A 25,067-nucleotide genomic window follows, 5' to 3' on the forward strand; every position below is an offset into this window, starting at 1 on the left:
TGATCCGTTCCCCGATGCTCAGTTGACCGACGCGGCGGGCAGGCCGATCAGGTGCGCGGGCAGGACCCGGGGATCGAGTCGGCCGCCGCGCAGCCAGTTCGCGACGGCGGCGAGGTCGGCGGTGGTGTGCACCGGACTGCCCCGGACGGCTTCGCGGAGCGTCTCGTCGAGCACCGGGTGGGCGGCGCAGGCGGTGCAGCGGACGGCGACGAACCCGGAGCGATCCATGGGAATCTCCTGCAAACGACAACCGTTATCGTCAGTGAACGTAGCAGGACATGCCGAGGAGGACACCGTGCGACCGAACATCCACCCCACGTACGAGCCCGTCGTGTACCAGGACCGGAGCACGGGCGACGCGTTCCTCACCCGCTCGACCGCCACCTCGCGGGAGACGATCGAGTGGAGCGACGGGCGGACCTACCCGCTGGTGCGCGTCGACATGAGCGCCTACTCGCACCCGTTCTGGACGGGCGCGACCCGGGTCCTCGACTCGGCGGGACAGGTCGAGAAGTTCAACCGGCGCTACGGTCGCCGGCGCTGACCACCCACGTCACGGCACCCCCGCGGGAGCGGGGGTGCCGTGCGCGTTCTCGGCCGCACCCATACCCAGTCGACACGCCGCACACCAGCAGCGACCCGACCACGACAGCGCGCCAAGGTTGAAGATCAAGCTCAGCGGCGGACCCCGAAGTCCTCGACCGGGACGGGCAGGACCTGGCGGGGCAGGACGTCGACGGGATGGCCGAAGCGCGCCTCCCGCGGCCGCCACTCGCGCGGGTAGCCGAGCGAGGCCTCCACGAAGCGGACGCCGTCCTCGTAGATCACGCGCGGGATGTGCAGGTGCCCGTAGACGACGGCCTGCGCGCGGTAGCGCACGTGCCAGTCGGCCGTGGCGGTGGTGCCGCACCACAGCGCGAACTCCGGGTAGCGCAGGATCTCGGTGGGCCGACGGGTGAGCGGCCAGTGGTTGACCAGGATCGTCGGCAGGTCCGGGTCGAGGGCGTCGAGCCGGCGGCGGGTCTCGGCCACCCGGGCGGCGCACCACGCCTCCCGCGACGGGTGCGGCTCGGGGTACAGCAGGTGCTCGTCCGTGCAGACGACCCCGGCGTCGTACGCCGCGGCCAGGCCCTCCTCGCTCGTCGTCGTGCCCGTGGGCAGGAACGAGTAGTCGTAGAGCAGGAACAGCGGGGCGACGACGATCGGGCCGCCCGCGCCCTCCCACACCGGGAACGGGTCCTCGGGCGTCAGCACGCCGAGCTCCCGGCACCGCTCGACCAGATGCCGGTAGCGGTGCTCGCCGCGCAGGTCGACGGGATCCTTCGTGCGCGTCCACAGCTCGTGGTTGCCGGGCACCCAGATCACCGTCGCGAACCGCGCGGCCAGCTCGGCGAGGGTCGCGACCGTGTCGCCGACCTGCTCCGCGACGTCGCCGGCGACGATGAGCCAGTCCCCCGGATCCCCGGCCAGCCCCTCGACGACCGCCCGGTTCTCGGGGTAGCGGACGTGCAGGTCGCTGACGGCGAGCAGGCGGGACACCCCACAGATCTAGCAGATGGGCCCGCGGACCGCGCGGAGCTCACGGAACGGACGTCGGCGCTGAGGATCCCCTGAGCAACGACCCTGGGCAGCGCAAGTTACCGGCGGTAAGTTGGGGGCCGGACGTCGAGGAGGTCGGCATGGCGGGTACACGGGGCCTGCGCCGGGTGGTCCGATGGGGACTCCGGCACGGGATGATGCGACGCATGGTCCGCCGCCAGGTGCGGGCCGGGGAGCTGGGCGCGCGGCTGATGACGGATCCCGAGGTCGTCGCGAACCCGTACCCGTTCTACGACGAGCTGCGCTCGCGCGGGAAACTCGTGGACACCGGCCTGCTGCACGCGACCGTCGACCACGAGGTCTGCACGCAGGTGCTGCGGAGCACGGACTTCGGCGTCGGCGGCCGGATGCCCGAGAACCTGCCCGGTGTGGTGAAGGCGGCACTGGCGATCGGCGGCTCGTGGGCGCTCGGCCCGGCCCAGCCGCCCTCGATGCTCGCCTCGGACCCGCCGGACCACACCCGCTACCGCAAGCTCGTGACCAGGGCGTTCAGCGCCAAGAAGGTCGCCGCCCTGCGCTCGCGCGCCGAGGAGATCGCCGCCGAGCTGCTCGACGCGATGGCCGCGAAGGGTGAGCGCGCGGACCTGGTGAAGGACTTCGCCGCGCTCCTGCCCGCCACGGTGATCGCGGAGATGCTCGGGGCGCCCCTCTCGATGCGCGGGCAGTTCCTGGAGTGGGGCGAGGGGGCCGCGCTGTCGCTCGACGCCGGGCTCTCCTACGCCGACTTCCGCCGCTCCGAGCGCGACATCGACGCCCTGCACACCTGGATGCTCGGCCACTTCGAGCGGATCCGCCGCGAGCCGGGCGAGGACATCCTCTCCGCGCTGGTCACCGCGCACGACGAGGACGGCGCGCTCACCGAGGACGAGCTGTCCAGCATCGCGATGCTGCTGCTCGCCGCGGGGTTCGAGACCACCGTGAACCTCATCGGCAGCGGCGCGGCGCTGCTTCTCGACCACCCCGACCAGCTGATGCTCCTGCACGCCGAGCCGGAGCGCTGGCCGGCCGCGATCGACGAGATGCTGCGCTTCGAGTCGCCGGTGCAGCGGACCGGCCGGGTCGCCGTGCGGGACACGGAGGTCGCCGGCGTGCCGGTGAAGCGTGGCACGTTCGTGATCACGCACCTCGGCGGGGCGAACCGCGACCCCGCGGTGTTCCCCGACCCGCACCGCTTCGACGTCACGCGGGAGGAGGCCCACAAGCACCTCGCCTTCTCGCAGGGCATCCACTTCTGCCTCGGCGCCGCCCTGGCCCGGATGGAGGGCGAGGTCGCGCTGCGCGCGCTGGTCGACCGGTTCCCGGACATGCGCGCCGCCGGCACCCCGGTCCGCCGCCGCACCAAGCTGCTGCGCGGCTGGGAGAGCGTGCCGGTGGAGCTGAACCGGGCGAGCGTGCCCGCGTGAGCGCGGGCCCGCCCTCGGCACAACGCCTCGCCGAGGCGCAGTACCTGCTGCTCACGACGTTCCGCAAGGACGGCACACCGGTCCCGACCCCGGTCTGGGCCGCCGCGCTGGACGACGGGCGGCTCGGCGTCTGGACCGTCACGAACTCGGGCAAGGTGAAGCGGATCCGGCGCTCCGGGGCCGTCGAGGTCGCCGAGTGCGACCGCCGCGGCAAGCCCCTCGGCCCGGCCGTCCCCGGTACCGCCGAGCTGCTCGACGGCGAGGGCACCCGCCGGGTCCGCCGCGCCGTCGCCCGGAAGTACGGGCTGGTGGGCCGGATCGCCGTCGGATCCAGCCGGCTCTTCCGGGGCGACCGCGGATCCGTCGGACTGGCGGTCGCCGTCGACGGCTCCTGATCCCCGGCCGTCCGCCGGTCGTCGGCCTGAACCACCCGACCGGACGTCGTGGGCCGCCCGGCGCTGCCTCCACAAGGGCGGACGGCGCGATGTCCGTACACCCGTTCGTCGCAGGGCCACCCCTGGAGCTGGGGTCTGCTCCACCGGGGTGATCATTCCCGCTCCCCCGCAACGTCCCCGCACCGTGGAGCGAGTCCTTCCCACGCCCGGTGCACGGAGGCCGGGCACGGGGGGAACGATGGGGAACTTCTGGCGAGTCGTCGTGGACTGGTCGCGGGCGTGGTGGGCCCGCGTGATGACCACCTTGGCGCCGCCGCCGATGGCGGCGCCCGACCCGAACGCGCCGAACCTCGGTCCGCCGGGTGATAACCGCCGCAAGGAGTGGGTGCGCCGCTACTTCAGGCCCTCGCCCCCGCTCTGGGAGTGGATGCGCGCCGTCCGGCAGATGCGCCTCGGCGGGGCGTTCGCCGTCCTCGCCCTGTGTCTCCTGCTCGCCGCGCCCTGGACGTGGGCGGCGGGAGACGGCATCATCGCGGCCCTGTTCGCGGCGATGGGGTTCGTGTCCTGGCGGACATGGCACTTCGCGCGGGCCTATGCCGACGAGAAGTCGTCCGGCGAACTGCTCGACCGCACGCTCGACGCCGACCTCCGGCGTGCGGTCCACGAGGCGCTCCGGCGCTTCGGCCTCTCCCGCTCCGACCTGGTGCAGGGACCCGACGGCGCAGGCCGAGGCCCGCACGATCCGATCGTGGTCGTCGGGCCGGCTCCCGACGCACGGCACCGGTCGGACTTCGCCGATCGCATCCGGCGGTTCACCGCGTACTCGGGCGCGGTGCTGTGCGTGACGCGCACGCACATCGCCGTGCTGACCTTCCGGCTCGCCCTGGACACCGGCGGGAGGTCGGACGTCGACGCGCACGAGATCCGCTTCGAGCACATCTCGGCGATCCGTACGGCGACGCGGCCCGCGAAGGACCTGACCGCCTCCGAGGTCCCCGGCTTCTCGTTCGCGAAGAAGGCCTCGTTCACGACACTCGAGCTGGAGATCACCGCCACGGACGGGGCCGTCCTCGCGATGACCAACGAGATCTCGCAGCCCCGGCCCGCCGAGCTGCGGACGCCGACCGACATCGCGAGCTTCCTCCCCGTGTTCTCCGCCGTCCTCCGGGACCACCGCGCGCCGACGGCGCCGGACGTCTTCGACGTGGTCACCGCGACCCGGGCCGCGGCGCGCGAGGTCGCGGACGCCGTGACCCGCGCCCCCCGCCGCCGTCCGTCGGAACCTCCGCCCCGGACCGCTCCCCCGACGCTTCCTCCGGACGCGCCCACCACACTCCCGACGACGTCGTCGGGAGGTGCGGGCGGTGCACCCGGGACGGTCCTGGGCGCGCTCCGGTGTGCCTACGGGCCGAGGCGGATCGAGGTCAAGGTCCTGATCGGCCGGGACGCCTGGCTCGCGGCGGGACCCGATCGCCGCGCCGTGCCGTTCCGGCTGACCGAAGGAGCGACCCGGCTCGAGATCGTCGTCGACCGCGCCGGTGTCGTGATCGATCCGGTGCTCCGCGAGATCGAGCTGACCCGCGGTCCGACGGAGTGGACCTACGCGGCAGCAACGGACAGGGAGCCCGGCCCGGGCAAGGAGGTCTGGGTCGCCCTCTACGCGGGAACCGGCCTCCTGGCCACGCTCCGGGCCGACACGTCCCGGTCGGGCGACGAGGACGACCCCGACCCCGACGGCACCGGCGTTCCCCGGCCCCGGACCGACCCGGACCCCGACCTCGCCCCGACCTGACCTGGGCCGACGAGGTCGTTCCCGGCCCTCGTCCGGCGTGTCCGCCGCCCTGCCGTCGCTCCTTCGGGTACGAACGGCCGTGACGGGCGAGCCTGGAGAGGCGGATGAGGCGTCCATGGGCGTGCCACCGATGAGACGTTTCGGGCCGGGCCTCCTCACGCGGCCCGCACACCCCGATCCCCGCACGACCGAGGGGCTGTTCCGCGGCAGGGCGGCGGACCGGGTCCCGGCGTTGCTCGGGGCCCTGGCGCTCGGCCTGGTCGCACCGCTGGGCTCGCAGCTGGCGGCGTCGCCGCCCGAGCCGGCGCCGGTCGTCGTCGCTCCCCCTGCGCCGACCGTCCGGCCGGTGGTGCTCACCGACCTGCCCGTGGCGGGGCCGCAGGACCGCCGGATCGCCCTCACCTTCGACGACGGGCCGGACCCGCAGTGGACCCCGCAGATCCTCGACGTGCTGATCCGTCACGGCGCCAAGGCGACCTTCTGCATGGTCGGGACGCAGATGGAGCGGCATCCCGAGGTGGTGGCGAAGGTCGTGAACGCCGGGATGCGGATCTGCTCCCACTCGCACACCCACGACGAGGGCCTGGCCTCCCGGGACGCCGGGACGATCACCGCGGAGATCGCCGACGTCGCCGCGCGCGTCCCCGGCACGCCGGTCACCTACTTCCGGGCGCCCGGCGGCAACTGGGACAAGGAGATCCTCGACTCCGCCGTCGCGCAGGGGATGCAGCCGTTGGGCTGGGCGATCGACCCGCGGGACTGGACCCGGCCCTCGGCCGACGAGATCGTGGTGAACGTCGAGAAACACCTGCACCCCGGCGCCGTCGTCCTCCTGCACGACGGCGGCGGGACCCGCGCCCGCACGGTGGAGGCCCTGGACCGGCTGCTTCCGTGGCTCCGGTCCCAGGGCTATGTCACCGACTTCCCCTAGGGTCGTGAGAATGCCCACACATCAGCGGTCCGAGCGCGGCGACAAGCCGGTCGTCGCGAATCCGGTCTTCGGTGCCGAGCCCATCACCGTGCCGCGCTACGAGCTGCCGGAGTCCGGGCTCGATCCCCAGGTCGCGTACCAGATCGTGCACGACGAGCTGATGCTCGACGGCAACGCACGGCTCAACCTGGCCACGTTCGTCACCACGTGGGAGGAGGAGGCCGCCCAGCGGCTGATGTCCGAGTCGTTCGACAAGAACATGATCGACAAGGACGAGTACCCGCGGACCGCCGACCTCGAGCAGCGCTGCGTGCGGATGCTCGCGGACCTGTGGAACGCGCCGGACCCCGCCCGGGCCGTCGGCTGCTCGACGACGGGATCCAGCGAGGCCTGCATGCTCGGCGGCCTGGCGCTCAAGCGGCGCTGGCAGGCCCGCCGGCGGGCGGAGGGCAAGGACGTCGCGCGCCCCAACATCGTGATGGGGATCAACGTCCAGATCTGCTGGGAGAAGTTCGCCAACTACTTCGAGGTCGAGCCGCGGCTGGTGCCGATGGAGGGCGACCGGCTGCACCTGGGAGCGGCCGAGGCCGTGGCGCTCTGCGACGAGAACACGATCGGCGTGGTCGTGGTGCTGGGCTCCACCTTCGACGGCAGCTACGAGCCGGTCGAGGAGGTCTGCGCCGCGCTCGACGACCTGCAGTCCCGCACCGGGCTGGACATCCCGGTGCACGTCGACGGCGCCTCCGGCGCGATGATCGCCCCCTTCTGCGACCCCGACCTGCCGTGGGACTTCCGGCAGCCGCGGGTGGCGTCGATCAACACCTCGGGGCACAAGTACGGCCTGGTCTACCCGGGCGTCGGCTGGGCGCTGTGGCGCGACGAGGACGCGCTGCCCGAGGACCTCGTGTTCCGGGTCAACTACCTGGGCGGCGACATGCCGACCTTCGCGCTGAACTTCTCCCGGCCCGGGGGCCAGGTGATCGCGCAGTACTTCCAGTTCCTGCGGCTGGGCCGGGCCGGGTTCGCGCGCGTGCAGCAGACCTGCCGGGACGTCGCGACCACGCTGTCCTCGGCGATCGCCGGGCTGGGCCCGTTCCGCCTGCTCACCGACGGGTCGCAGCTGCCGGTGTTCGCGTTCACCGTGGCCGAGGGACAGCCCTTCTCCGCGTTCGACGTGTCCGCGGCCCTGCGCGAGCGCGGCTGGCTGGTGCCCGCCTACACGTTCCCGGCGAAACGTGAGGACATCGCGGCGTTGCGGATCGTGGTGCGCAACGGCTTCAGCCACGACCTGGCGAGTCTGCTGCTCGACGACCTGCGCCGCGCCCTGGAGCAGCTGGGCAAGCAGGGCGCCCCGCAGCGCGGGCCGGAGTCGGCGACCTTCGCGCACGGCACGGAGAAGCCTCCGGTCCGGTAGGGCGCCAGGGGGTGGTCCGGGCCCTGCTCGGCGGCCCGGGCCTCGGCAGCGGTGCGCTACTCGGCGGCCAGGGCGAGGCCGAACCCGACGAGCGCCGTCCCGGTCACCGCGTCGATCGTGCGGCGCACCCGCCGCCGGCTCAACCACCCCCGCACCCGGTGCACCACGAACACCAGCGCGAGGAGCCACACCGCGCCCAGCACGCCGACGGTGTAGGCGAGCAGCAGCGCGTCGGCCGTGGTCGTGACGCCCGGGACCAGGAACTGCGGCAGCACGGACAGGTACATGACCAGCACCTTCGGGTTGGTCACGTTGGACAGGAAGCCCTCGCGGAAGCGGCGGAAACCCTGCCCGCGGCGCTTCTCGACGAACTCGGTGAGCGCCGCGTAGTCCCCGCGCCACGCCCCGCGCAGCGCCTGCACGGCGAGGAACAGCAGGTACGCGACGCCCGCCCAGCGCAGCGTCTCGAACAGCGGGCGAGAGCTCGCCACGAGCACGCCGAGCCCGAACGCCGCTGCGCTGCCCTGCAGCAGGTTGCCCGCGAGGATGCCCGCGCACGCGAGCAGCCCGCCGCGGCGGCCACCGGCCAGGGCGTTGCGGAGCAGGACCAGCGTGTCCGGCCCCGGGGCGAGCACGAGCAGGACGGCGATGCCCAGGTAGGCGCCGTAGGAACCCCAGGTCACCGGGCGACCCTAACCTGCGCCGTCACCGAGGAGCGCGGCGCAGGATCTCCACCGCCGCGGTGGCCTGCTCCTGCAGGTTCGCCAGCCGGGACCGGGCCGTGTCGGCGTCCTCCACGGCGTCGCCCATGTGCCCGGCCGCGTAACGGGTGTAGACGCCCGCGCCGATGCACGCCGAGCGCCACCGGGCGAACGCCTCGAAGTAGTCCGCCTGCCCGGCGATCCGGTCGCCGCGCCCGGAGCGCTCGGCGTAGCGCGCCAGGATCTCCTCGCGCTCCGGCCAGCCGTCGAGGGTGGTCGGGCCGGAGGTGATCTCCCGGACGGTGTCGCCCGGGCGCCCCCAGGACGCCAGCAGGTAGCCGAGGTCGGCGAGCGGCTCGCCGAGCGTCGCCAGCTCCCAGTCGAAGATCGCACCGATGCGCCCGTCCGGGCCGAAGGACAGGTTCCCCGGCCGGTAGTCGCCGTGCGCGATGGTCAGCTCCTCGTCGACCGGTCGGCGCTCCACGAGCCGCCGGTGCCCCTCGTCGACCACCGACAGGTCCTCGACGGCCGAGTCGTGTGCCTGCCGGTGCCAGCGGCGCAGCTGCCGCTCCAGGTAGCTGCCGGGGCGGCGCAGCTCCCCCAGACCGACGGCGTCGGGATCCACCGCGTGCAGCTCGGCGAGCACGTCGGCGACCGCCAGCCCCGCGGCGCGGCGGCTCTCGACGGGCATGGCGGCCCCGGCCTCGACGTCGCCGGGGACGACGCCGTCGACGAAGCCCATGAGGTAGAAGTCGGCGCCGATCACGGCGTGGTCCGAGCAGAACGCGACGGCCCGCGGGACCGGGACGGGGGTCTCGGCCAGCGCGGCGATGAACCGCCACTCCCGGCTCATGTCGTGCGCGGTGGCGAGCACCCCGCCGGTGGGCGGACGGCGCAGGGCCCACGGGGTGCCGGAGGCGTCGACGACCCGGTAGGTCAGGTTCGAGTGCCCGCCGGAGATCCGTCGGACGTCGACGGGCTCCGGGCCGGTCGCGATCTCGGGGACCTCCGCGCGCAGCCACTCGGTGAGCGCCGCGGCGGGGACGGGGTCGGTGGCGATCTGCGTCGATCCGCTCATGCCCGTCACCTTGCCCCGTGACGGGCGATCAACGCCATTGCGACGATCGCCACTCCCGTGCGTCATACGGGAAGGACCAGCGCGGCCAGCAGCCGGTCCGGCTCGGCGGCCGGGTCCGCGGTGAGCCCGCTGTGCACGGGGCCGGGCCGCACGACCGTGCTGCGCGGCGCGGTGAGCCGGCGGAAGCGGCGGCCGAGGTCCTCCCCCGCCCCGGGGCCCGACGCGGCCAGCGCGCCCTCCGTCCGCCGGTCGGCCCGCGGCGGGGTGGGCACGGCGCAGACAGCGGCGGCGACCTCGAGGGCGTCGGCGATCGCGTCGGCGTCGGCGTGCGGGTCGAGTGCGCGCAGCCGCTCCCGGTCCAGGTGCACCCGGCCGCCGAGGAAGTCCTTCGCCCGGCAGTAGACGAGCACGCCGGCGTTCATCGTCTCGCCGCGCTCGGGCCGCGGCACGACCTGCAGCACCGCGTACTCGTAGACCTCGAGACCGTTCGCGCGGCTCATCGGTCCACCTTCGGCAGCCGGGCGGCGAGCCACGCCGGCGGACGGCCGCTGCGGGTGATCGGGCGCGGACGACGGGTCGCAGCGGCCGCCCGCACGGCCGGCAGCCAGGCCTCCCGGGCCGCGACGCGCGCGGTGAGGATCTCGGCGTAGGCGGCGCGCACCTCGGCCGGATCCGCGAACCCGGGCTCGTCCGTCAGCCACTCGTCCGGCACCGCCGCGGTGGCGCGCTCGAGCGCCGACGCGGTGACCAGCGGCGCGAGGGCGGCGTCGGCCGCGTCGAGGTCCGGCGAGGAGCCGAGCAGGACGTGGTCGCCGGCGTCGAACGGGCGGGTGGCGACTGCGGCCGGGTCCGCCAGCGTCCGCGCCCAGCCGTGGTGGAAGGTCAGCGTGGCCCCGTGGTCGATCAGGTACGGGGCCCGGTGCCACAGCAGCATGTTGGCGTTGCGCCAGGAGCGGTCGACGTTGCCGACCAGCGCGTCGAACCACAGCACCCGGCCGGCGAACTCCGGGCCCGGGTCGAAGGCGAGCGGGTCGAAGTCCAGCGCGCCGGGCAGGTAGTCCAGGCCCAGGTTGAGCCCGGCGGAACGGTGCAGCAGGTCCTGCACCTCCTGGTCCGGCTCGGCGAGCCCGAGCTCGGGGTCCAGGTCCACGGTGACCAGCTCGGGCACCGGCAGGCCCAGCTCCCGGGCCAGCTCACCGGCGACGATCTCGGCGACCAGGACCTTCCGGCCCTGCCCCGCGCCGTGGTACTTCACGACGTAGGTGCCGAGGTCGTCGGCCTCCATCAGGCCTGGCAGCGACCCGCCCTCACGCAACGGCGTGACGTAGCGGGTCGCCGTGACGTGGCGCAGCACGCGATCCCTCCTCGTTCCGCCGCCCATGATCCCGCGCGGCGCCAGGGGTTTCGCGGTCCGGGGGCGGTCGGCCGGAGACGAGGACCCCGCGGCCGGCCGTCCCGCCGCGGTCGCGGGCGGCGGGGCGGAACGGGCCGCGGGGTCCTCGTCGGGAGGTCTCGCGGTACTGGGGAGTGGTTCCGGAGCAGCGCCGGCCGCGCTGCCGGGCCGGTCCGGATCAGCGCCGGATCAGCGCCGGATCAGTGCTGCTGCTCGCGCGGCGAGGCGTCGAGGTGGGCCTGCGGGCCGGTGTGCGGGTCCGCGTAGTCGGCGTAGTCGGCGTAGTCGACGTAGTCGACCGCCGGCGCCGCGGGGTGCACCGCGTGCCGGGCGCCGGGCTGGACGGACGAGTTGGCGTACGCGCTGGGCATCCGGCGCGGCGCCGGGGCGTCGGCGGCGTGGCCGGCCTGGCCGTCGTCCCACAGGGAGAAGGGGCGGGCGGCCGAGAGCCGCGCCTGCTGCTGCGGGGCGCGCTCGGCGGGCGCGTCGGCGTCCCACCGCGGGGCGGGCGCGGCCTGCGGGTGCTCGTCCGCCCAGTGCGGCGCGTCCCACCGCGGGCCCGCGGCGGGGCGGGCGGCGAACGCGGCGGGGGCCGGGGCGATCGGCACGCCGGTGGGGTCGGAGCTCACGTCGACCGGCGCGGGCACGTCCTCCTGGCGCTTCCGGTCGAAGAGCAGGTGGTCGAGGCTGTAGCGGCCGGGGCCGAACGCGGCGATGGCCAGCACGATCCCGGCGATCAGGGCGACGAGCTCGAACCCGTTGTTCTTCACGAACACGCCGTTGGCCCCGTGCACGAACCAGATGGCGCCGTACATCACGAACGCCATGCCCGCGGCGGCCCAGGGCACGAAGATGCCGACCGCGATGAGGATCGAGCCGATGAGCTCGACGACCAGGGTGAACGCCGTCGCGACGATGGCCAGCGGAATGCCGAAGTTCGTGAACTGGTCGGTGGCCGTCCCGAACCCCGCCTGGAAGAAGCTCTGCCAGACGTGCGCCAGCATGATGAACGACACGGTCAGCCGTGCGACCAGGATGAGCACGTGCTTCGCGGGTTCGGGGAGCGAACGGGTCAACATCGGGACCTCTCCTGACTACGGGTCGTCGGCAAGCCGCGCTGAGTGACGAAGTTAGACCGGTGTGCGGCGGGGTGTAGGCCGAACAGCCGTTTCTGCGGTGGTCCGTCGTCCGCACGCGATGAACAGCGCGTGCGAACCACTCATCCGTGTAACGAAACCCGGCGCACGTGGTTACGGACCGTTCGTCTCCGCTGCTCCCCCGCTGGTCGGCACGCCGCGTGCACCCACCCGGGTGGATCGGCGTCGGCGAGCGGGGGAACGCCCGTGGACGGGAGGGCCCGGTCGGGCCCGTCGGCGTCAGCTCGGCAGCACCTCCCGCCACTGCGCGGTGGCCTTGCGCCCGGGCGCGATCCAGGCGAGCCCGGCCAGGTCGCCGACGTGCCCGACGCCGCCGAACGCGGCCGCGACGCCGAGTGCCGAGAGGCCGAGCTCGAGCGCCGAGGGGTCGGGGCTCGGCATGCCGTTCGGCTTCACGAAGGTGATCTTCACGGTCTTCCCCTCGATCCGGGCCTTGAAGCCACCGCCGAACCAGTACCAGGGGTAGGTGACGCCGGAGACCTCCGCGAGCGGGACGTCGAACAGCGTCTCCTCGCCGTCGGTGAAGGCGATCCGACCAGCGGCGGTCACGAGGTACCCGGGCCGGTTGCGCAGGCCGCCGATGACCCAGGCGGGGCTGGCGAGGACGGCGGAACCGGTGTGGCCGGTGGCGGGGGCGGGCTGCTCGCTCACGGGGTGCTCCTTCGGGGATGCTCGGTCCGACGCCGTCTCCGGCGCTGTCGCCGTGCGGCGTCGTTCGGCGTCGTTCGGCGTCGTCGGGCGTCGTCTCTGTCGGATCCCAGGAGATCGCGGGCGCCCCGGCGCCGGACAGCACGCCGCCACCACACCCGGCTTCGTGGTAGCCACACCCGCCCGCCGCCCCGCCGTCCGCGGAACGTGTCAGGCACGCCGGTCGCGGGCATGATGTCCGGCGTGGACATCCCCCGAGACATCACCGCGACCGCGGAGTGGGCGGCCCTGACCGAGCACCACGCGGCCGTCGAGCCGGCGCACCTCCGCGAGCTGTTCGACGCCGACCCCGGCCGGGCGGAGGCGATGACCGTCCAGGGCGCCGACCTCGTCCTCGACTACTCGAAGCACCGGATCACCGCCGAGACGCTGCCGAAGCTGGTCGCGCTGGCCGAGGCCGCCGGCCTGCCGGACCGGATCGCCGCGATGTTCTCCGGCGAGCACATCAACACCAGCGAGGACCGGGCGGTGCTGCACACGGCGCTGCGCCTGCCCGCGGACGCCTCGCTGACCGTCGACGGCCAGGACGTCGTCGCCGACGTGCACGCCGTGCTCCGCCGGATGGGCGAGTTCAGCACCCGGGTCCGCGACGGCGAGTGGACCGGGGCCACCGGCGAGCCCATCCGCACCGTGGTGAACATCGGGATCGGCGGCTCGGACCTCGGCCCGGTCATGGCCTACGAGGCGCTCAAGGACTACTCGGACCGCGACATCGAGTGCCGGTTCGTCTCGAACATCGACCCGACCGACCTCGCCGAGACCACCCGCGACCTCGACCCGGCGACCACCCTGTTCATCGTCTCGTCCAAGACCTTCACCACGCTGGAGACGCTGACCAACGCCCGCAACGCCCGGACCTGGCTGGTCGACGGCCTGCCGGGAGACGTCTCCGCCGAGAAGGCGATCCCGCTGCACTTCGTCGCCGTGTCGACGAACGCGGAGAAGGTCCGCGAGTTCGGCATCGACGAGGCCAACATGTTCGGCTTCTGGGACTGGGTGGGCGGCCGCTACTCCGTCGACTCCGCGATCGGGCTCTCGCTCATGGTCGCGATCGGCCAGGAGGGCTTCTCGGAGTTCCTCGCCGGCATGCACGCGATGGACGAGCACTTCCGCACCGCCCCGCTGACCGAGAACCTGCCGGTGATCAGCGGGCTGCTCAACGTCTGGTACGACGACTTCTTCGGGGTCGAGACCCACGCGGTCCTGCCGTACTCCCAGTACCTGCACCGGCTGCCCGCCTACCTGCAGCAGCTCACCATGGAGAGCAACGGCAAGTCGGTCCGCGCCGACGGCACCCCGGTCACCACCGCCACCGGCGAGATCTTCTGGGGCGAGCCGGGCACGAACGGCCAGCACGCCTTCTACCAGCTGCTCCACCAGGGCACCCGGCTCGTGCCGGCCGACTTCATCGGCTTCGCCGAGCCGAACCACGACCTACCCGGCGAGGGGGGCGCGGACATGCACGACCTGTTCATGTCCAACCTCTTCGCGCAGACCGCGGCGCTCGCCTTCGGCCGGACGAAGGAGGAGATCGAGGCGGAGGGCACCCCCGCCGACGTCGTGCCGCACAAGGTCATGCCGGGCAACCGGCCGACGTCGACGGTCCTCGCGCCGAAGCTGACCCCGTCCACCCTGGGCCAGATCATCGCCTTCTACGAGCACCAGACCTTCGTCGAGGGCACGATCTGGGGCATCGACAGCTTCGACCAGTGGGGCGTCGAGCTGGGCAAGGTGATGGCACGCCAGTTCGGCCCCGCGCTGTACGGCGCGGACCCGGACTTCTCGGCGCTCGACGCGTCCACCGCCGCCCTCATCCGCCGCTACCGCACGCTCCGCGGCCGCGGCTGAACGGCCGAGCGGCCCCGGGATCCTGCCGCTCGGCGGGCGCGGACGGTCCGGTGTGGGCAGAGTGGTGAGGTGCCCGGCCGCCGTGTCCTCGTTCTCACCGCGACCTGCGCCGTCGTCCTCGTCGCCGTGGCGGCGGGGCTGATCTGGGCCGCGTTCACCGGCGTCGGCCCGGCGGTCGAGGACCGCTCGGCCCTCGCCGGGGCGATCGACAGCCGGTCGGCCGGGGTCACCGCGATCCTGGTCGTGTTCACCAACCTCGGCAGCACCGCCGCGATGGCGGTGCTCGCCGTGGTGACGGGCGTCGTGCTGATCGTCCGCGGCCGCCGGGTCGACGGCGTGTGGCTGATCGCCACGATGGCGGGCGCAAGCCTCGTGTTCACGCTGGTCAAGCGCTCGCTCGATCGGCCGCGGCCGCCGCTGCCGGTACACCTGGTCCAGGCCGCGAACGAGTCGCTGCCCTCCGGGCACGCGACGATGTCCATGACGGTCGTCGGGGCGCTCGTGGTGCTGGCCTGGCCGTACCTCACCGGGCCGCTGCGGCTCGGCGCCCTGCTGGTCGCCGCGGCGTGGATCGGCGGCATCGGCTACAGCCGCATCTACCTGGGTGTGCACTGGTTCAGCGACGTCGTGGCCGGCTGGGCCACCGGTGCCGCCTGGCTCACGGTGTGCACCGGCGTTCTGCTGTGGTGGCGCGCCCGCCATCCCGAGCCCGCGGTCCCGGCATAGGGCAACGGCTACTGCTGCTCCCTCGTGCACCACCACGTGCTGCGCCCGCCGACGGTCCCGTGCCGCATCTCCGCGCCGCAGCGCGGGCAGTGGCCGCCGACGTGGCGGTGCTCGATGACCTCACCGGTGTGCACGCCCCCGTTCGCGATCGCAGCCTTCAGCGCCTTCTCGAGGTTGCGGTACAACCGGTCGAGGTCCGTGCGCGCCAGCTCGTCCGCGGGCGTGGCCGGGTTGATCTTCGCCCGCCACAGGGTCTCGTCGGCCAGCAGGTTCCCGACGCCCGCGATCACCGACTGGTCCAGCAGCCGCGCCTTGACCGCGGAGCGGCTGCGCGCGATCCGCGTGCGGAAGTCGGCGGCCGAGATCTCCTCGGCGTCGGGCCCGAGGCCGGAGAGGTCGGGCTCCAGGCGGATCCGGCCGAGGCGGCGCTTGTCGAACAGCCGGAACCGGCCGCCGTCGGCGAAGTTCATGGTGAAGCGGTCCCACTCGGGCTTGCGGGGCTGGCGGTCCGGCCGCTCGGGGCCGCCGCCGACGCGGTCGCCGTACTCGTCGGTGACGATCACGCGACCGCCCATGCCGAGGTGCACCCCGAGCGTCGGGCCCTCCTCGCCGTCCCGGTTGACGGTCTCGCACCACATCGTCTTGCCGCGCCGGTGCGCCGCCGTCAGCCGGCCCCCGACCAGTGCCTTCGCGATCTCGCCCGGCGGATGGGGCCGGCACACCCACTCGTCGTTGTCGTCGATGCTGCGGATCTCGCGGTCCAGGGCGTGTTCGAGCACCTTCCGCGCGGTCTCCACCTCGGGCAGTTCCGGCACGCCGCCCAGTGTGGAACAGCGGTGCCCGTGCCGCGCGTTGATCCGGACCGTGATGCGGGTGCGGGCGCCGGAGCTGCGCGGACGACGATGGCTGAACACCGGCGGGCGGGCGCCCGACCTGCGGGGCAAGATCGTCCTGCTCGACTTCTGGACCTTCTGCTGCGTCAACTGCCTGCACGTGCTCGACGAGCTGCGCCCGCTGGAGGAGGAGTTCGCCGACGTCCTCGTGGTCGTCGGGGTGCACTCGCCGAAGTTCGCGCACGAAAGGCAGCCGGCGGCACTGGACGGGGCCGTCGAGCGGCACGGCGTGCACCACCCGGTGCTCGACGACCCCGACCTCGCGATGTGGGACGCCTACGCGGCCCGCGCCTGGCCGACGATCACGATGGTGGACCCGGAGGGGTACGTCGTCGCACAGATGGCGGGCGAGGGCCACGCGCACGGGCTGGCCGTGCTGATCCGCGAGCTGGTCGAGGAGCACACGGCGAAGGGGACGCTGCGGCGGGGCGACGGCCCGTACGTCGCTCCCCCGCCGCCGGCGACGGCGCTGCGGTTCCCCGGGAAGGTCGTGGCCGTGCCGGCCTCCGATTCCCGGGGCGGCTTCCTCGTCTCCGACACCGCGCACCACCAGGTGGTGCAGGTCGACGCGGAGTTCGCCGAGGTCAGGCGGTTCGGCACGGGCGTACGAGGGTTCCGCGACGGCGCCGAGCCGGAGTTCTCCGAGCCGCAGGGCCTGGCCGTGCTCCCGGACGACGTGGCGGCCGAGGTGGGGTACGACGTCGTCGTCGCCGATTCGGTGAACCACGCCCTGCGGGGGCTGCGGCTCGCCGACGGCCATGTCACGACGGTCGCGGGCACCGGCTCGCCGCTGCGGGAGCGGGTGGAGCCGGGCGGCTCGGCCGCCGAGCTGTCGACGCCGTGGGACGTGGTGTGGTGGCGTGGCCGGATCGTGATCGCGATGGCCGGCTGGCACCAGCTGTGGACCTTCGCGCCGCGCTCCGGGGAGCTCACCGTGCTCGCGGGCACGACGACGGAGGGGCTGCGGGACGGGCCGGTGACCGACGCGTTCTTCGCCCAGCCGTCCGGCCTGGCCGTCGCCGGCGACGTGCTGTGGATCGCCGACGCCGAGACCTCCGCCGTGCGTGCCCTGTATCTCGACGCGACGCCGCAGGTCAGCACCGCCGTCGGGCTCGGGCTGTTCGACTTCGGGTTCCGCGACGGCCGCGCCGACGAGGCGCTGCTGCAGCACCCGCTGGGCGTGGGGGTGCTGCCCGACGGCTCGGTCGCGGTGGCGGACACCTACAACGGCGCGGTCCGGCGCATCGCCGGCGGGCAGGTGACCACGCTGGCCCAGGGCCTGGCCGAGCCCGGCGACGTCCTCGTCGACGGGGACACGCTGGTCGTCGTGGAGTCGGCGGCGCACCGGCTGGTGCGGCTGCCGATCCCGGCCGGCGCGCTGGTCGACGCCGGCGCCCACGCCGTCCGCCGCCCGCGCACCGATCTCGCGGCCGGGCCGGTCACGCTCACGGTCGACTTCACCCCGCCGACCGGGCAGCACCTCGACACGCGCTTCGGCGATCCGACGGTGCTGACCGTCGCTGCGTCGCCCTCGTCGCTGCTGATCGAGGGCGCCGGCACCGCGCCCGGCCTGGTCCGGCCGCTGCGACTCGCACCGGGCGAGGGTGTGCTGTCGGTGAGCGTCACCGCCGCGGCGTGCGACGAGGGCGACGCCGTCTTCGCCGCCTGCCACCGGTACCAGCAGGACTGGGGCGTCCCGGTCCGGGTGGTGGCGGGCGGGGGCCCCGCCGAGCTCGTGCTCGATCTGCGGGCGGTCGACGGGGGCTGAGGCGACGCGGCAGCGGGCTCGTGATCGGCGTCCGCGTGCAGGAAGGGTCGGGGACACGACCGCCACCGCACCAGAACGGCGATCACCCCGGACGAGTCAGCACCAGTGCTGCCGAATGGGCCTTCGACAACCCTGGTGCTGATCCCACGCCGGCGACGGCCGGGTCTCACTCCAGCTCGGCCAGCGTCCAGGTGCCGTCGGGGGCAGCGGCGACGACCTGGAACTCGCCCGGCGGGAGCGTGCGGATGTGCTCCGCCAGCTGCTCCCGCGAGAGCGGGCTCGCCTCGACGACGGTGCGCGAGCGGGGCTCGGCGCCGGTGACGGCGACCGTGAGCTGCTGGTCGAGCGGGAGGTCGTCGGCCGAGCGCAGCACGACGAGCTGGGCACCGCCCTCGTCGAGCAGCGCGGCGGTACCCGGGGCCGGCACCACGGGGACGCCGGCGTCGTCGAGCCGCGCCGCGGTCAGCGGGAGCTCGCCGCTCGGCAGGGTCAGGGTGCCGACGGTCGGGGCCGGGGCGGCGCCGGGCCGGGCGGTGTCGGCCGGGGCGGGCGACGCGGCATCGTTCCCGTGATCCCCCGCGGCGACCGCGGTCCGATCCGCCGGACTCGCAGGCGGCGCCGAACTCGCCGGACTCGCAGGCGGCGCCGAGCCCGCCGGGGCCGCGGCCGGTGGCGAACCCGCCGATGCGGCCGTCGGCGCCGCCCGATGCGCGGGCGCGTCGGCAATCGGACCCGCCGGGCCCGCCGGATCGGCCGCCGGCGCAGGCGCACCGGCCGCAGGGTCGGCGGCGTCTGCCGACGGCAGCCGCCATGTCGCAGCGGCGGGGCGCCACGCCTGCCCGCCCGAGGCCTGGCCACTCGCCGGAGCCGCCGCGGGATCGCCGAACACCGCGCCCCCGGACTCCGGCGCGGTCCCGTTCGGCGACGCCCCGTCCACCACGCTGAGCGGACCGGCCGAGGCGGCCATCGCGGCAGCCGCGGTCACCGACTCCGGCGGCAGGCTCGCGCTGGGGGCGATCGCGGCGGCGGGGGCCGGCGCGGCCGGGGCGTCGAAGGTCCTCGGCCAGTCGTTCGGCGAGGTGACGCGGGGCTCGGGCAGGACCTGCAGCATCCCGCTGGTGCGCGGGCCGGGCGCGGCCGGACGGGTGGCGCCGAGGTAGTCGTCGCCCCGCCACCGGTAGTACGAGGTCCGGACGGGCTTCCCGTAGGTCGGGGCGTTCACCATCCGGCCGTCGCCCAGGTAGACGCCGACGTGGTGCACGGCGGACGGGATGCCGTAGAAGACCAGGTCACCGGGCTGCAGCGGCGCATCGGCCGGGACGTGCGGGCCCGCGACGTACTGGCTGTGGGCGGTGCGCGGCAGCGTGATCCCGGCGGCGCCGTAGGCGAAGACGGTCAGCCCCGAGCAGTCGAAGCCCTGGTCGCCCGCGGCAGGGCCGTTGCCGCCCCACTGGTAGGGCACGCCCACCTGCGAGAGGGCGGCGGCGAGGGCGACCTGCGCGCGCCCGTCGGGCAGCGCGGTCGTGAACTCCGCAGGAGCCGGGGCGACGGGACCGCCGCCTCCCGGGCCGGGCTGGGTGTTCTCCGGGAACACGCCGGGGAAGCGCTCGGCCGCGGTGCCGGCCACCGACGTCAGCCCGGCCTGCCGCACGGCCGACGGCACGGCCACCGCCACGACCAGCAGCAACCCGAGCAGCACCCACACCCCCGCGGCGAACCGGGACCGACGCCGCGCAGGCACGCCCCGGTACCGGACGGGAAGGGTCCGGGTGGCACCGGGCTCCGGCTCGCGGTCGACGACACCCGGCCGGGGCAGCGGGGTGCGCGCGGTGGCGATCCGGTCGGCGATCCGGTCGGCGATCCGGGTGGCGGCCTCCCGGCGGCAGTCGGCGACGACGCGGCCGACCAGCGCCGTGGCCAGCCGCGCCCCGGCGAGGCCGGCGGCCGCACTGCGCGCCGCCTCCGCCCGCACCGAGCGGCTCTCCACGCCGGCACCGGGCCCGTCGACCGCTCGATCGTGACCGGGCGGCACGACCCGCCGCACCTCGCGGCGACGCTCCCGACCGTCGTCCTCGGCCGTGGCCCAGCGGTGGGAGGTCCCGCGCTGCTGCGGCACCACGATCGCGGGCCGGTGCGACCCGGCCCGATGCCGGCCGGCCCGCTTCGTGACGGATCGTGATCCCGTTGCCGGCACACGCTCGCGCAGCGCCATCGACTCTTCCCCCGACCGGTCGCCCCGACTGAACCGGCGAGAGCGTGGCGGACACGCGCCGCGTCCGCCATCACACGGACGGGCGAGATCCGGCGCTCACGCGGGCGTCAGGCCCGCAGCCAGGCGAGAACCGCCATGACCCGCCGGTGATCGTCACCCGACGGCGCGAGCCCCAGCTTGGTGAAGATCGACGAGATGTGCTTCTCGACGGCGCCCTGCGTGATCACGAGGTCCCGCCCGATCGCCGTGTTGGTGCGCCCCTCCGCCATGAGACCCAGGACCTCTCGCTCACGCGGCGTGAGCGACTCGACCGGGTCGCGGCGCCGCCGGTGGGTCAGCAGGGCGGACACGACCTCCGGGTCGAGCACCGTGCCGCGCGCCACGACCCGCTCCAGCGCGTCGGACAGCTCGGCGAGCCGGGAGACCCGGTCCTTGAGGAGGTACCCCACTCCCCCGCCGGCCGCCAGCAGGTCGGCCGCGTAGGACTCCTCGACGTACTGGGACAGCACCAGGATCGCGGTGTCCGGCCACTCGCGGCGGATCTCCAGCGCCGCACGGAGGCCCTCGTCGGTGAAGGTCGGCGGCATCCGCACGTCGACGACGGCGACCGCCGGCCGGTGCTCCATCACCGCGGTGACCAGCGCATCCCCGTCGCCGACCGCCGCCACCACCTCGGCGCCCGCCTCGTCGAGCAGCCGCACGAGGCCCTCGCGCAGCAGCAACGAGTCCTCGGCCAGCACCACCCTCACGCGTCCTCCAACCCGGCCAGCGGGATCCACGCCGTGATCACCGTCGGCCCGCCCTCGGGGCTCGCGACCTCCAGCCGCCCCTCCACGGCCGACAGTCTCTCCGACAGCCCCGACAGTCCGTGACCCTTCGCCGGGTGGGCGCCGCCGATGCCGTCGTCGGTCACCCGGACGACGAGGTCGGCCCGGTGCGGCCGGACGTCGACGGTCGCGTGCGTCGCCCCGGAATGCTTCGCGACGTTGGTGAGCGCCTCGGTGACCACGAAGTACGCCGTGTTCTCCACCGCGGCGGCCGGTCGCTCCCCCGCGGGCAGCTCGACCTCCACGCTCACCGGCACCGTCGACCGCGCCGCCGCGGCGGCCAGCGCGGCGGCGAGCCCGCGGTCGGCCAGGACCGGCGGGGCGATGCCGCGGGAGAGCGCCCGGAGCTCGGCCAGCGCCTCGCGGGTCTGGGTGAGGGCCTCGGCGATCAGCGGCCGGGCGCGCTCGGGGTCGTCGTCGAGCCGGCGGTCGGCCGCCTCGAGGTCCATGGTGAGCCGGACGAGCCGCTGTTGCGGACCGTCGTGGATGTCCCGCTCGAGCCGACGCAGGGTCGCGGCCTCGGCCGCCACCGCGGCCCGGCGGCCCGCGGCGAGCTGCTCGGCGCGGGCGCGCAGCGCCGCGGTCCGGTTGGTGAGCAGCCCCCGGGCCAGCCCCGCCCGCACGGCCACGAGCGCGCGGACCACCCACGGCGTGGTGATCAGCAGGACCAGGCCGATCAGGGTGGTGAAGGCGACGTCGAGCGCCCGGGAGGCGGCACCGGTGATCACGTCGATCAGCCCGGTGCGGTCGCCGCGCGGCAGCGACCACTCCCACAGCACGAAGAGGGAGCCCCCGACGCCGGCCACGACCCAGGCGACCCCGATCACGGAGCAGGCCAGCCGCACGGGGAACGCGACGACGGCGTGCAGCAGGTCCCGCCAGCACTGCGGATCCGCGAACCGGCCCAGCATCCCGATCACGCCACGGCCGCGCCGCGGGCGGTAGTGGTGCGGCGGCAGCAGCCGGCCGGTGGCCGCCTCCGTGGACCGCCGCTCGACGTCGGCCAGCCGCCGGGACAGCGCGAAGGTGCCGGCCATGATCGGCAGCCCCACCCACACGACGACCGTGCTGATCCCGGCCGCGAACCCGGCGACGGCGACGACGAACGCCACCACGCCCAGCGGCAGCCCCGTCACCAGGTAGCGCAGGCCGCGCCCGACCGACCCCACCGCGGGCCCGGGCACGACGACGGCGGCCGGGACCCCCTCCTCGCTCATGCCTCCACCCAAGCCCACCCGCGCAGCGCCCCCCACCCGGCACACTCCCGGGTGCACAGTAGGGAATGCCCCACCCGGCGCCGAGCGGGTTTCGGTGCGGCGCGGACGGCTACCCGGGTGCGGGCCGCGCTCCGCGGATCAGGCGGCCCGGCAGGGCGTCGGTCTCGACGCCGTCGGTGTACGTCTCCTGACCAGCGACGACGGTGTGCCGGTACCCGTCCACGCGCTGCAGCAGCCGGCTCCCGCCGGCGGGCAGGTCGTGGCGCATCTCAGGCCGGTGCAGGCGCATCCCGGCGACGTCGATCACGTTGAGGTCGGCGCGGTACCCGGGCTCGAGCACGCCGCGGTCGAGCAGCCCGACCGCCCGCGCGGTGTCCCGGGCCTGCCGCTGCACCACGTAGGCGAGGTCGAGCTTCTCCCCCGCCCGGTCCCGGGTCCAGTGCTGGACCAGCGTCGTCGGGAAGCTGCCGTCGCAGATCGTGCCGACGTGCGCGCCGCCGTCGGACAGCCCGGGCAGGGCGTGCGGGTGCCGGAGCATGTCGTGGACGTCGTCCAGGTTGCCGTGCGCGTAGTTGGCGCCGACCAGGTAGATCATCCCGCCGCCGGCCACGATGTCGTACGCCAGCTCCACGGGCTCGCGGCCCTCGCGCGCGGCCCGGTTGACCAGCGAGTCCTCGGGCGAGGGCTCGTAGTTCGGCGGGTCCTGCAGCTCGTACATCAGGTGGAAGGCCGCGATGGCGCCGCCGCCGAGCCGGCTGCGGTTCTTCTCCCGCGTCTGCGCGGCGAGGATCGCCTCGCGCATCTGCGGCTCGCGCATCCGCGCCGCCTGCTCGGCGGCCGAGAGGCCGGCGAGCTTCTGCCACACCGGGTTCATCATGAACGGGTTGAGGGTGTTCTCCAGCCCGAGGATCAGCCCGACCGGGCGGGCCGCCACCTGCGCCCGGATCTCCAGCCCGTCCGCCCAGGCGCGGTCGACCATCTCCAGGATGGCCCGGTGCCGGCTCGGGTCCTGCGGGAACTGCAGCAGCGAGAAGGACAGCGGGCGACCGGAGGCCGCGGCCATCTCGCGGATGAGCGCGAACTCCTGTTCGGGCTCGGGGAAGTCACTGACCAGCTGCAACACGCCGGTGCCGGTCTCCCCCACCGCCGTCGCGATCGCGACGAGCTCGGCCGCACCCAGCCCGTAGGAGGGCGTGAGCTCGCCGTTGACGCTCTTGTGGTTGAGGGTTCGCGAGGTGGAGAAGCCCAGTGCCCCGGCACGGACGGCCTCGGCGGCCAGCTTGGCCATCTGCGCCACCTCGTCCGGGGTGGCCTCCTCGTGCGCGGCGGCTCGCTCGCCCATCGCGTGCACCCGCAGGGCCGCGTGCGGGACCTGGGTGGCGAGGTCGACGTCGTACGGGCGGGTCCCGAGCACGTCGAGGTACTCGGGGAAGGTCAGCCAGGTCCACGGCAGGCCCTCGTGCAGGGCGATGCCGGGGATGTCCTCGACGCCCTCCATCAGGTCGATCAGCCGGTCCCGGTGCTCGGGGAGGGCCGGCGCGAACCCGACGCCGCAGTTGCCCGCGACGACCGTGGTCACCCCGTGCCAGGACGACGGCTGCAAGCGCGACTCCCAGGTCGCCTGCCCGTCGTAGTGGGTGTGGATGTCGACGAACCCGGGCGCGACGACCGCGCCGTCCGCGTCGATCTCGCGGCGGCCGGTGCCGGCGATCCGGCCCACCTCGGCGATCCGGTCACCGACGATCCCGACGTCCGCCGTGCGGGCCGGACCCCCGTTCCCGTCGAGCACGGATCCACCCCGGACCACCAGGTCGAACTCCGTCATGCCGCCCCCTCCGTCGCGGTCGGTCCTCCCTGGATAGCCCACGCCGCCCCCGGAACGGAAGTCATGCAGATGCATCATCACCGACCGGAGCAACGGGGCCCGTGGACCGTCGCCGCGGGCGCCCGGAACTGTCGGTGGTCGCGGGCATGCTGCGGCCATGACCACTTCGACGGTGTCCGAACGGACCTTCACGATCCGACCCCGCGGCGCGTTCTCCCTGGTCGAGGCCGGCGCCTTCGGCCAGGGCGCCGAGCCCGCCGGGGACTGGCCGGGCGGCGGCGCCTTCGCCGGCGGCGTGCTGCGGCTGGCCTTCTGCCGGGACGACCTGCGCGGCCAGGTCGGCGTGGCCCTCACCCAGGACGCCGGGGGCGTGCACGGCGTCGTCGGCGGGCTGGATCCGGGGGAACCGCTGGATCCCGTGCGGGACCAGGTGGCCCGGATGCTGTCGCTCGACGGCGACGGTGCCGCGTTCGCCGAGGTCGGTGCGCGGGACCCGGTGGTCGGCCGCGTCATGGCGGCCGCGCCGGGCCTGCGGCCGGTGCTGTTCGCCTCGCCCTACGAGGCCGCGGTGTGGTGCGTGCTCTCCCAGCGGTGGGGACGTCGCCAGTCCCTCGCGGCGCGGGAGCGGCTCGCCCGCGGGTTCGGTCGGGTGCTGGAGGTGGACGGCCAGGAGATGGCGGCGGTCCCCACGCCCGCGCAGTTGCTGGCCGCCGACCGCCTGCCCGGCCTGCCCGAGCTGAAACAGGAGCGGCTGCGCGCGGTGGCGCGGGTCGCCGAGGAGGGCCTGCTCGATCCCGTGGCGCTGCGCGAGGGCGATCCGGACGAGGTCCGGGCGCGGCTGCGCACCGTACCGGGACTCGGTGCCTTCGCGGCCGGCCTGATCCACCTGCGGGCCTCCGGGGTGCAGGACGCGCTGGTCGCGGACGAACCCCGGCTCGCCGCCCTGGTCGGCGCGGCCTACGGGCTCGGTGGTCCGGCCGGCGCCGAGGACCTGGCCCGGATCGCCGAGGCCTGGCGCCCGTTCCGCACCTGGACCGCGGTGCTGATCCGCGCCGCCGGCCGCCGGCTGCCCGAGATGGCGGTGGTGCCCGAGCCGGTCCTTCCGGCCCGGGTGCCCAAGGCGCGGCGCCCGCGGACCGAACCGATGGCGTTGATCGGGTGAGGGGGTGGGGCGTCCCCC

The 25,067-nt window shown here is 74.7% G+C and carries 23 protein-coding genes; 10 read left to right on the forward strand and 13 right to left on the reverse strand.

The genetic code is table 11. From position 1 onward, the window contains the following. Positions 1–18: 18 nt before the first annotated feature. A complete protein-coding gene (locus tag LWC33_RS28335; protein WP_233307744.1) occupies positions 19–228 on the reverse strand; it encodes a hypothetical protein in 210 nt (69 codons plus the stop codon). 67 nt (positions 229–295) lie between these two features. On the opposite strand from LWC33_RS28335, the gene LWC33_RS28340 reads away from it, so the two are divergent. After that, positions 296–544 carry a type B 50S ribosomal protein L31 gene (locus LWC33_RS28340; RefSeq protein WP_233307745.1) on the forward strand — a complete coding sequence of 83 codons (249 nt, stop codon included), beginning with the start codon at positions 296–298 and terminating at the stop codon, positions 542–544. A gap of 131 nt (positions 545–675) precedes the next feature. On the opposite strand, the gene LWC33_RS28345 is transcribed toward LWC33_RS28340, so the two are convergent. Then, a complete protein-coding gene (locus LWC33_RS28345; protein WP_372476712.1) occupies positions 676–1,548 on the reverse strand; it encodes a metallophosphoesterase family protein in 873 nt (290 codons plus the stop codon). A gap of 131 nt (positions 1,549–1,679) precedes the next feature. Here LWC33_RS28345 and LWC33_RS28350 point away from each other — a divergent pair, with 131 nt between their 5' ends. The 5 genes from LWC33_RS28350 to gad all read left to right on the forward strand — a co-directional run bounded on the left by LWC33_RS28350 (position 1,680) and on the right by gad (position 7,534). Then, positions 1,680–3,002: a cytochrome P450 gene (locus LWC33_RS28350; protein ID WP_233307747.1), complete on the forward strand. Its 1,323-nt coding sequence runs from the start codon at positions 1,680–1,682 to the stop codon at positions 3,000–3,002. Then, complete coding sequence (locus tag LWC33_RS28355) at positions 2,999–3,397, forward strand: PPOX class F420-dependent oxidoreductase (protein ID WP_233307748.1); 399 nt, start codon at positions 2,999–3,001, stop codon at positions 3,395–3,397. The genes LWC33_RS28350 and LWC33_RS28355 overlap by 4 nt, the downstream gene beginning before the upstream one ends. 238 nt (positions 3,398–3,635) lie before the next feature. Then, positions 3,636–5,189: a hypothetical protein gene (locus LWC33_RS28360; protein WP_233307749.1), complete on the forward strand. Its 1,554-nt coding sequence runs from the start codon at positions 3,636–3,638 to the stop codon at positions 5,187–5,189. A 130-nt stretch (positions 5,190–5,319) separates the two neighbouring features. Further along, positions 5,320–6,120, forward strand: coding sequence for a polysaccharide deacetylase family protein (locus tag LWC33_RS28365; RefSeq protein ID WP_233307750.1), 801 nt, complete (start codon positions 5,320–5,322; stop codon positions 6,118–6,120). Positions 6,121–6,130: 10 nt separating this feature from the next. Then, positions 6,131–7,534 (forward strand): glutamate decarboxylase, encoded by a 1,404-nt coding sequence (gene gad, locus LWC33_RS28370; protein WP_233307751.1) that lies wholly within the window; start codon positions 6,131–6,133, stop codon positions 7,532–7,534. 56 nt (positions 7,535–7,590) lie between these two features. Here gad and LWC33_RS28375 read toward each other — a convergent pair whose 3' ends face one another. The 6 genes from LWC33_RS28375 to LWC33_RS28400 form a co-directional block, all read right to left on the reverse strand. Beyond that, positions 7,591–8,217 carry a LysE family translocator gene (locus LWC33_RS28375; RefSeq protein WP_233307752.1) on the reverse strand — a complete coding sequence of 209 codons (627 nt, stop codon included), beginning with the start codon at positions 8,215–8,217 and terminating at the stop codon, positions 7,591–7,593. Between the two features lie 22 nt (positions 8,218–8,239). Beyond that, complete coding sequence (locus tag LWC33_RS28380) at positions 8,240–9,313, reverse strand: phosphotransferase family protein (protein ID WP_233307753.1); 1,074 nt, start codon at positions 9,311–9,313, stop codon at positions 8,240–8,242. A gap of 62 nt (positions 9,314–9,375) precedes the next feature. Beyond that, positions 9,376–9,813, reverse strand: a complete 438-nt coding sequence (locus tag LWC33_RS28385; protein WP_233307754.1) for a DUF3037 domain-containing protein — start codon at positions 9,811–9,813, stop codon at positions 9,376–9,378. After that, positions 9,810–10,667, reverse strand: coding sequence for a HipA family kinase (locus tag LWC33_RS28390; RefSeq protein ID WP_233307755.1), 858 nt, complete (start codon positions 10,665–10,667; stop codon positions 9,810–9,812). The genes LWC33_RS28385 and LWC33_RS28390 overlap by 4 nt, the downstream gene beginning before the upstream one ends. Positions 10,668–10,906: 239 nt before the next feature. Further along, positions 10,907–11,785: a DoxX family protein gene (locus tag LWC33_RS28395; protein ID WP_233307756.1), complete on the reverse strand. Its 879-nt coding sequence runs from the start codon at positions 11,783–11,785 to the stop codon at positions 10,907–10,909. Between the two features lie 297 nt (positions 11,786–12,082). Then, positions 12,083–12,514 (reverse strand): hypothetical protein, encoded by a 432-nt coding sequence (locus LWC33_RS28400; protein WP_233307757.1) that lies wholly within the window; start codon positions 12,512–12,514, stop codon positions 12,083–12,085. A 240-nt stretch (positions 12,515–12,754) separates the two neighbouring features. Here LWC33_RS28400 and pgi point away from each other — a divergent pair, with 240 nt between their 5' ends. Together pgi and LWC33_RS28410 are read left to right on the forward strand one after the other, a co-directional pair. After that, positions 12,755–14,419 carry a glucose-6-phosphate isomerase gene (gene pgi / locus LWC33_RS28405; protein ID WP_372476710.1) on the forward strand — a complete coding sequence of 555 codons (1,665 nt, stop codon included), beginning with the start codon at positions 12,755–12,757 and terminating at the stop codon, positions 14,417–14,419. A 69-nt stretch (positions 14,420–14,488) separates the two neighbouring features. After that, on the forward strand, positions 14,489–15,145 hold the full coding sequence (locus LWC33_RS28410; RefSeq protein ID WP_233307758.1) for a phosphatase PAP2 family protein: 657 nt from the start codon (positions 14,489–14,491) through the stop codon (positions 15,143–15,145). An 8-nt stretch (positions 15,146–15,153) separates the two neighbouring features. On the opposite strand, the gene LWC33_RS28415 is transcribed toward LWC33_RS28410, so the two are convergent. After that, positions 15,154–15,960, reverse strand: coding sequence for an Fpg/Nei family DNA glycosylase (locus tag LWC33_RS28415; protein ID WP_233307759.1), 807 nt, complete (start codon positions 15,958–15,960; stop codon positions 15,154–15,156). 52 nt (positions 15,961–16,012) lie between these two features. Between LWC33_RS28415 and LWC33_RS28420 the strand changes: the two genes are divergently transcribed. Then, positions 16,013–17,806, forward strand: coding sequence for an NHL domain-containing thioredoxin family protein (locus tag LWC33_RS28420; protein WP_233307767.1), 1,794 nt, complete (start codon positions 16,013–16,015; stop codon positions 17,804–17,806). Positions 17,807–17,972: 166 nt separating this feature from the next. On the opposite strand, the gene LWC33_RS36640 is transcribed toward LWC33_RS28420, so the two are convergent. The 4 genes from LWC33_RS36640 to LWC33_RS28440 all read right to left on the reverse strand — a co-directional run bounded on the left by LWC33_RS36640 (position 17,973) and on the right by LWC33_RS28440 (position 23,887). Further along, a complete protein-coding gene (locus LWC33_RS36640; protein WP_372476711.1) occupies positions 17,973–20,018 on the reverse strand; it encodes a C40 family peptidase in 2,046 nt (681 codons plus the stop codon). A 107-nt stretch (positions 20,019–20,125) separates the two neighbouring features. Further along, on the reverse strand, positions 20,126–20,767 hold the full coding sequence (locus LWC33_RS28430) for a response regulator transcription factor (RefSeq protein ID WP_233307760.1): 642 nt from the start codon (positions 20,765–20,767) through the stop codon (positions 20,126–20,128). Further along, positions 20,764–22,062 (reverse strand): sensor histidine kinase, encoded by a 1,299-nt coding sequence (locus LWC33_RS28435; protein WP_233307761.1) that lies wholly within the window; start codon positions 22,060–22,062, stop codon positions 20,764–20,766. The genes LWC33_RS28430 and LWC33_RS28435 overlap by 4 nt, the downstream gene beginning before the upstream one ends. A gap of 109 nt (positions 22,063–22,171) precedes the next feature. Then, positions 22,172–23,887, reverse strand: a complete 1,716-nt coding sequence (locus LWC33_RS28440) for an N-acyl-D-amino-acid deacylase family protein (RefSeq protein ID WP_305080899.1) — start codon at positions 23,885–23,887, stop codon at positions 22,172–22,174. Between the two features lie 157 nt (positions 23,888–24,044). Here LWC33_RS28440 and LWC33_RS28445 point away from each other — a divergent pair, with 157 nt between their 5' ends. Beyond that, the gene (locus LWC33_RS28445; RefSeq protein ID WP_233307762.1) at positions 24,045–25,049 is read left to right on the forward strand and encodes a DNA-3-methyladenine glycosylase family protein; all 1,005 of its coding nucleotides are present in this window, start codon (positions 24,045–24,047) and stop codon (positions 25,047–25,049) included. Positions 25,050–25,067 lie beyond the last annotated feature (18 nt).

Origin of the sequence: Pseudonocardia terrae, assembly GCF_021343995.1 — a bacterium.
In the GTDB taxonomy this organism is placed as follows: Bacteria; Actinomycetota; Actinomycetes; order Mycobacteriales; family Pseudonocardiaceae; genus Pseudonocardia; species Pseudonocardia terrae.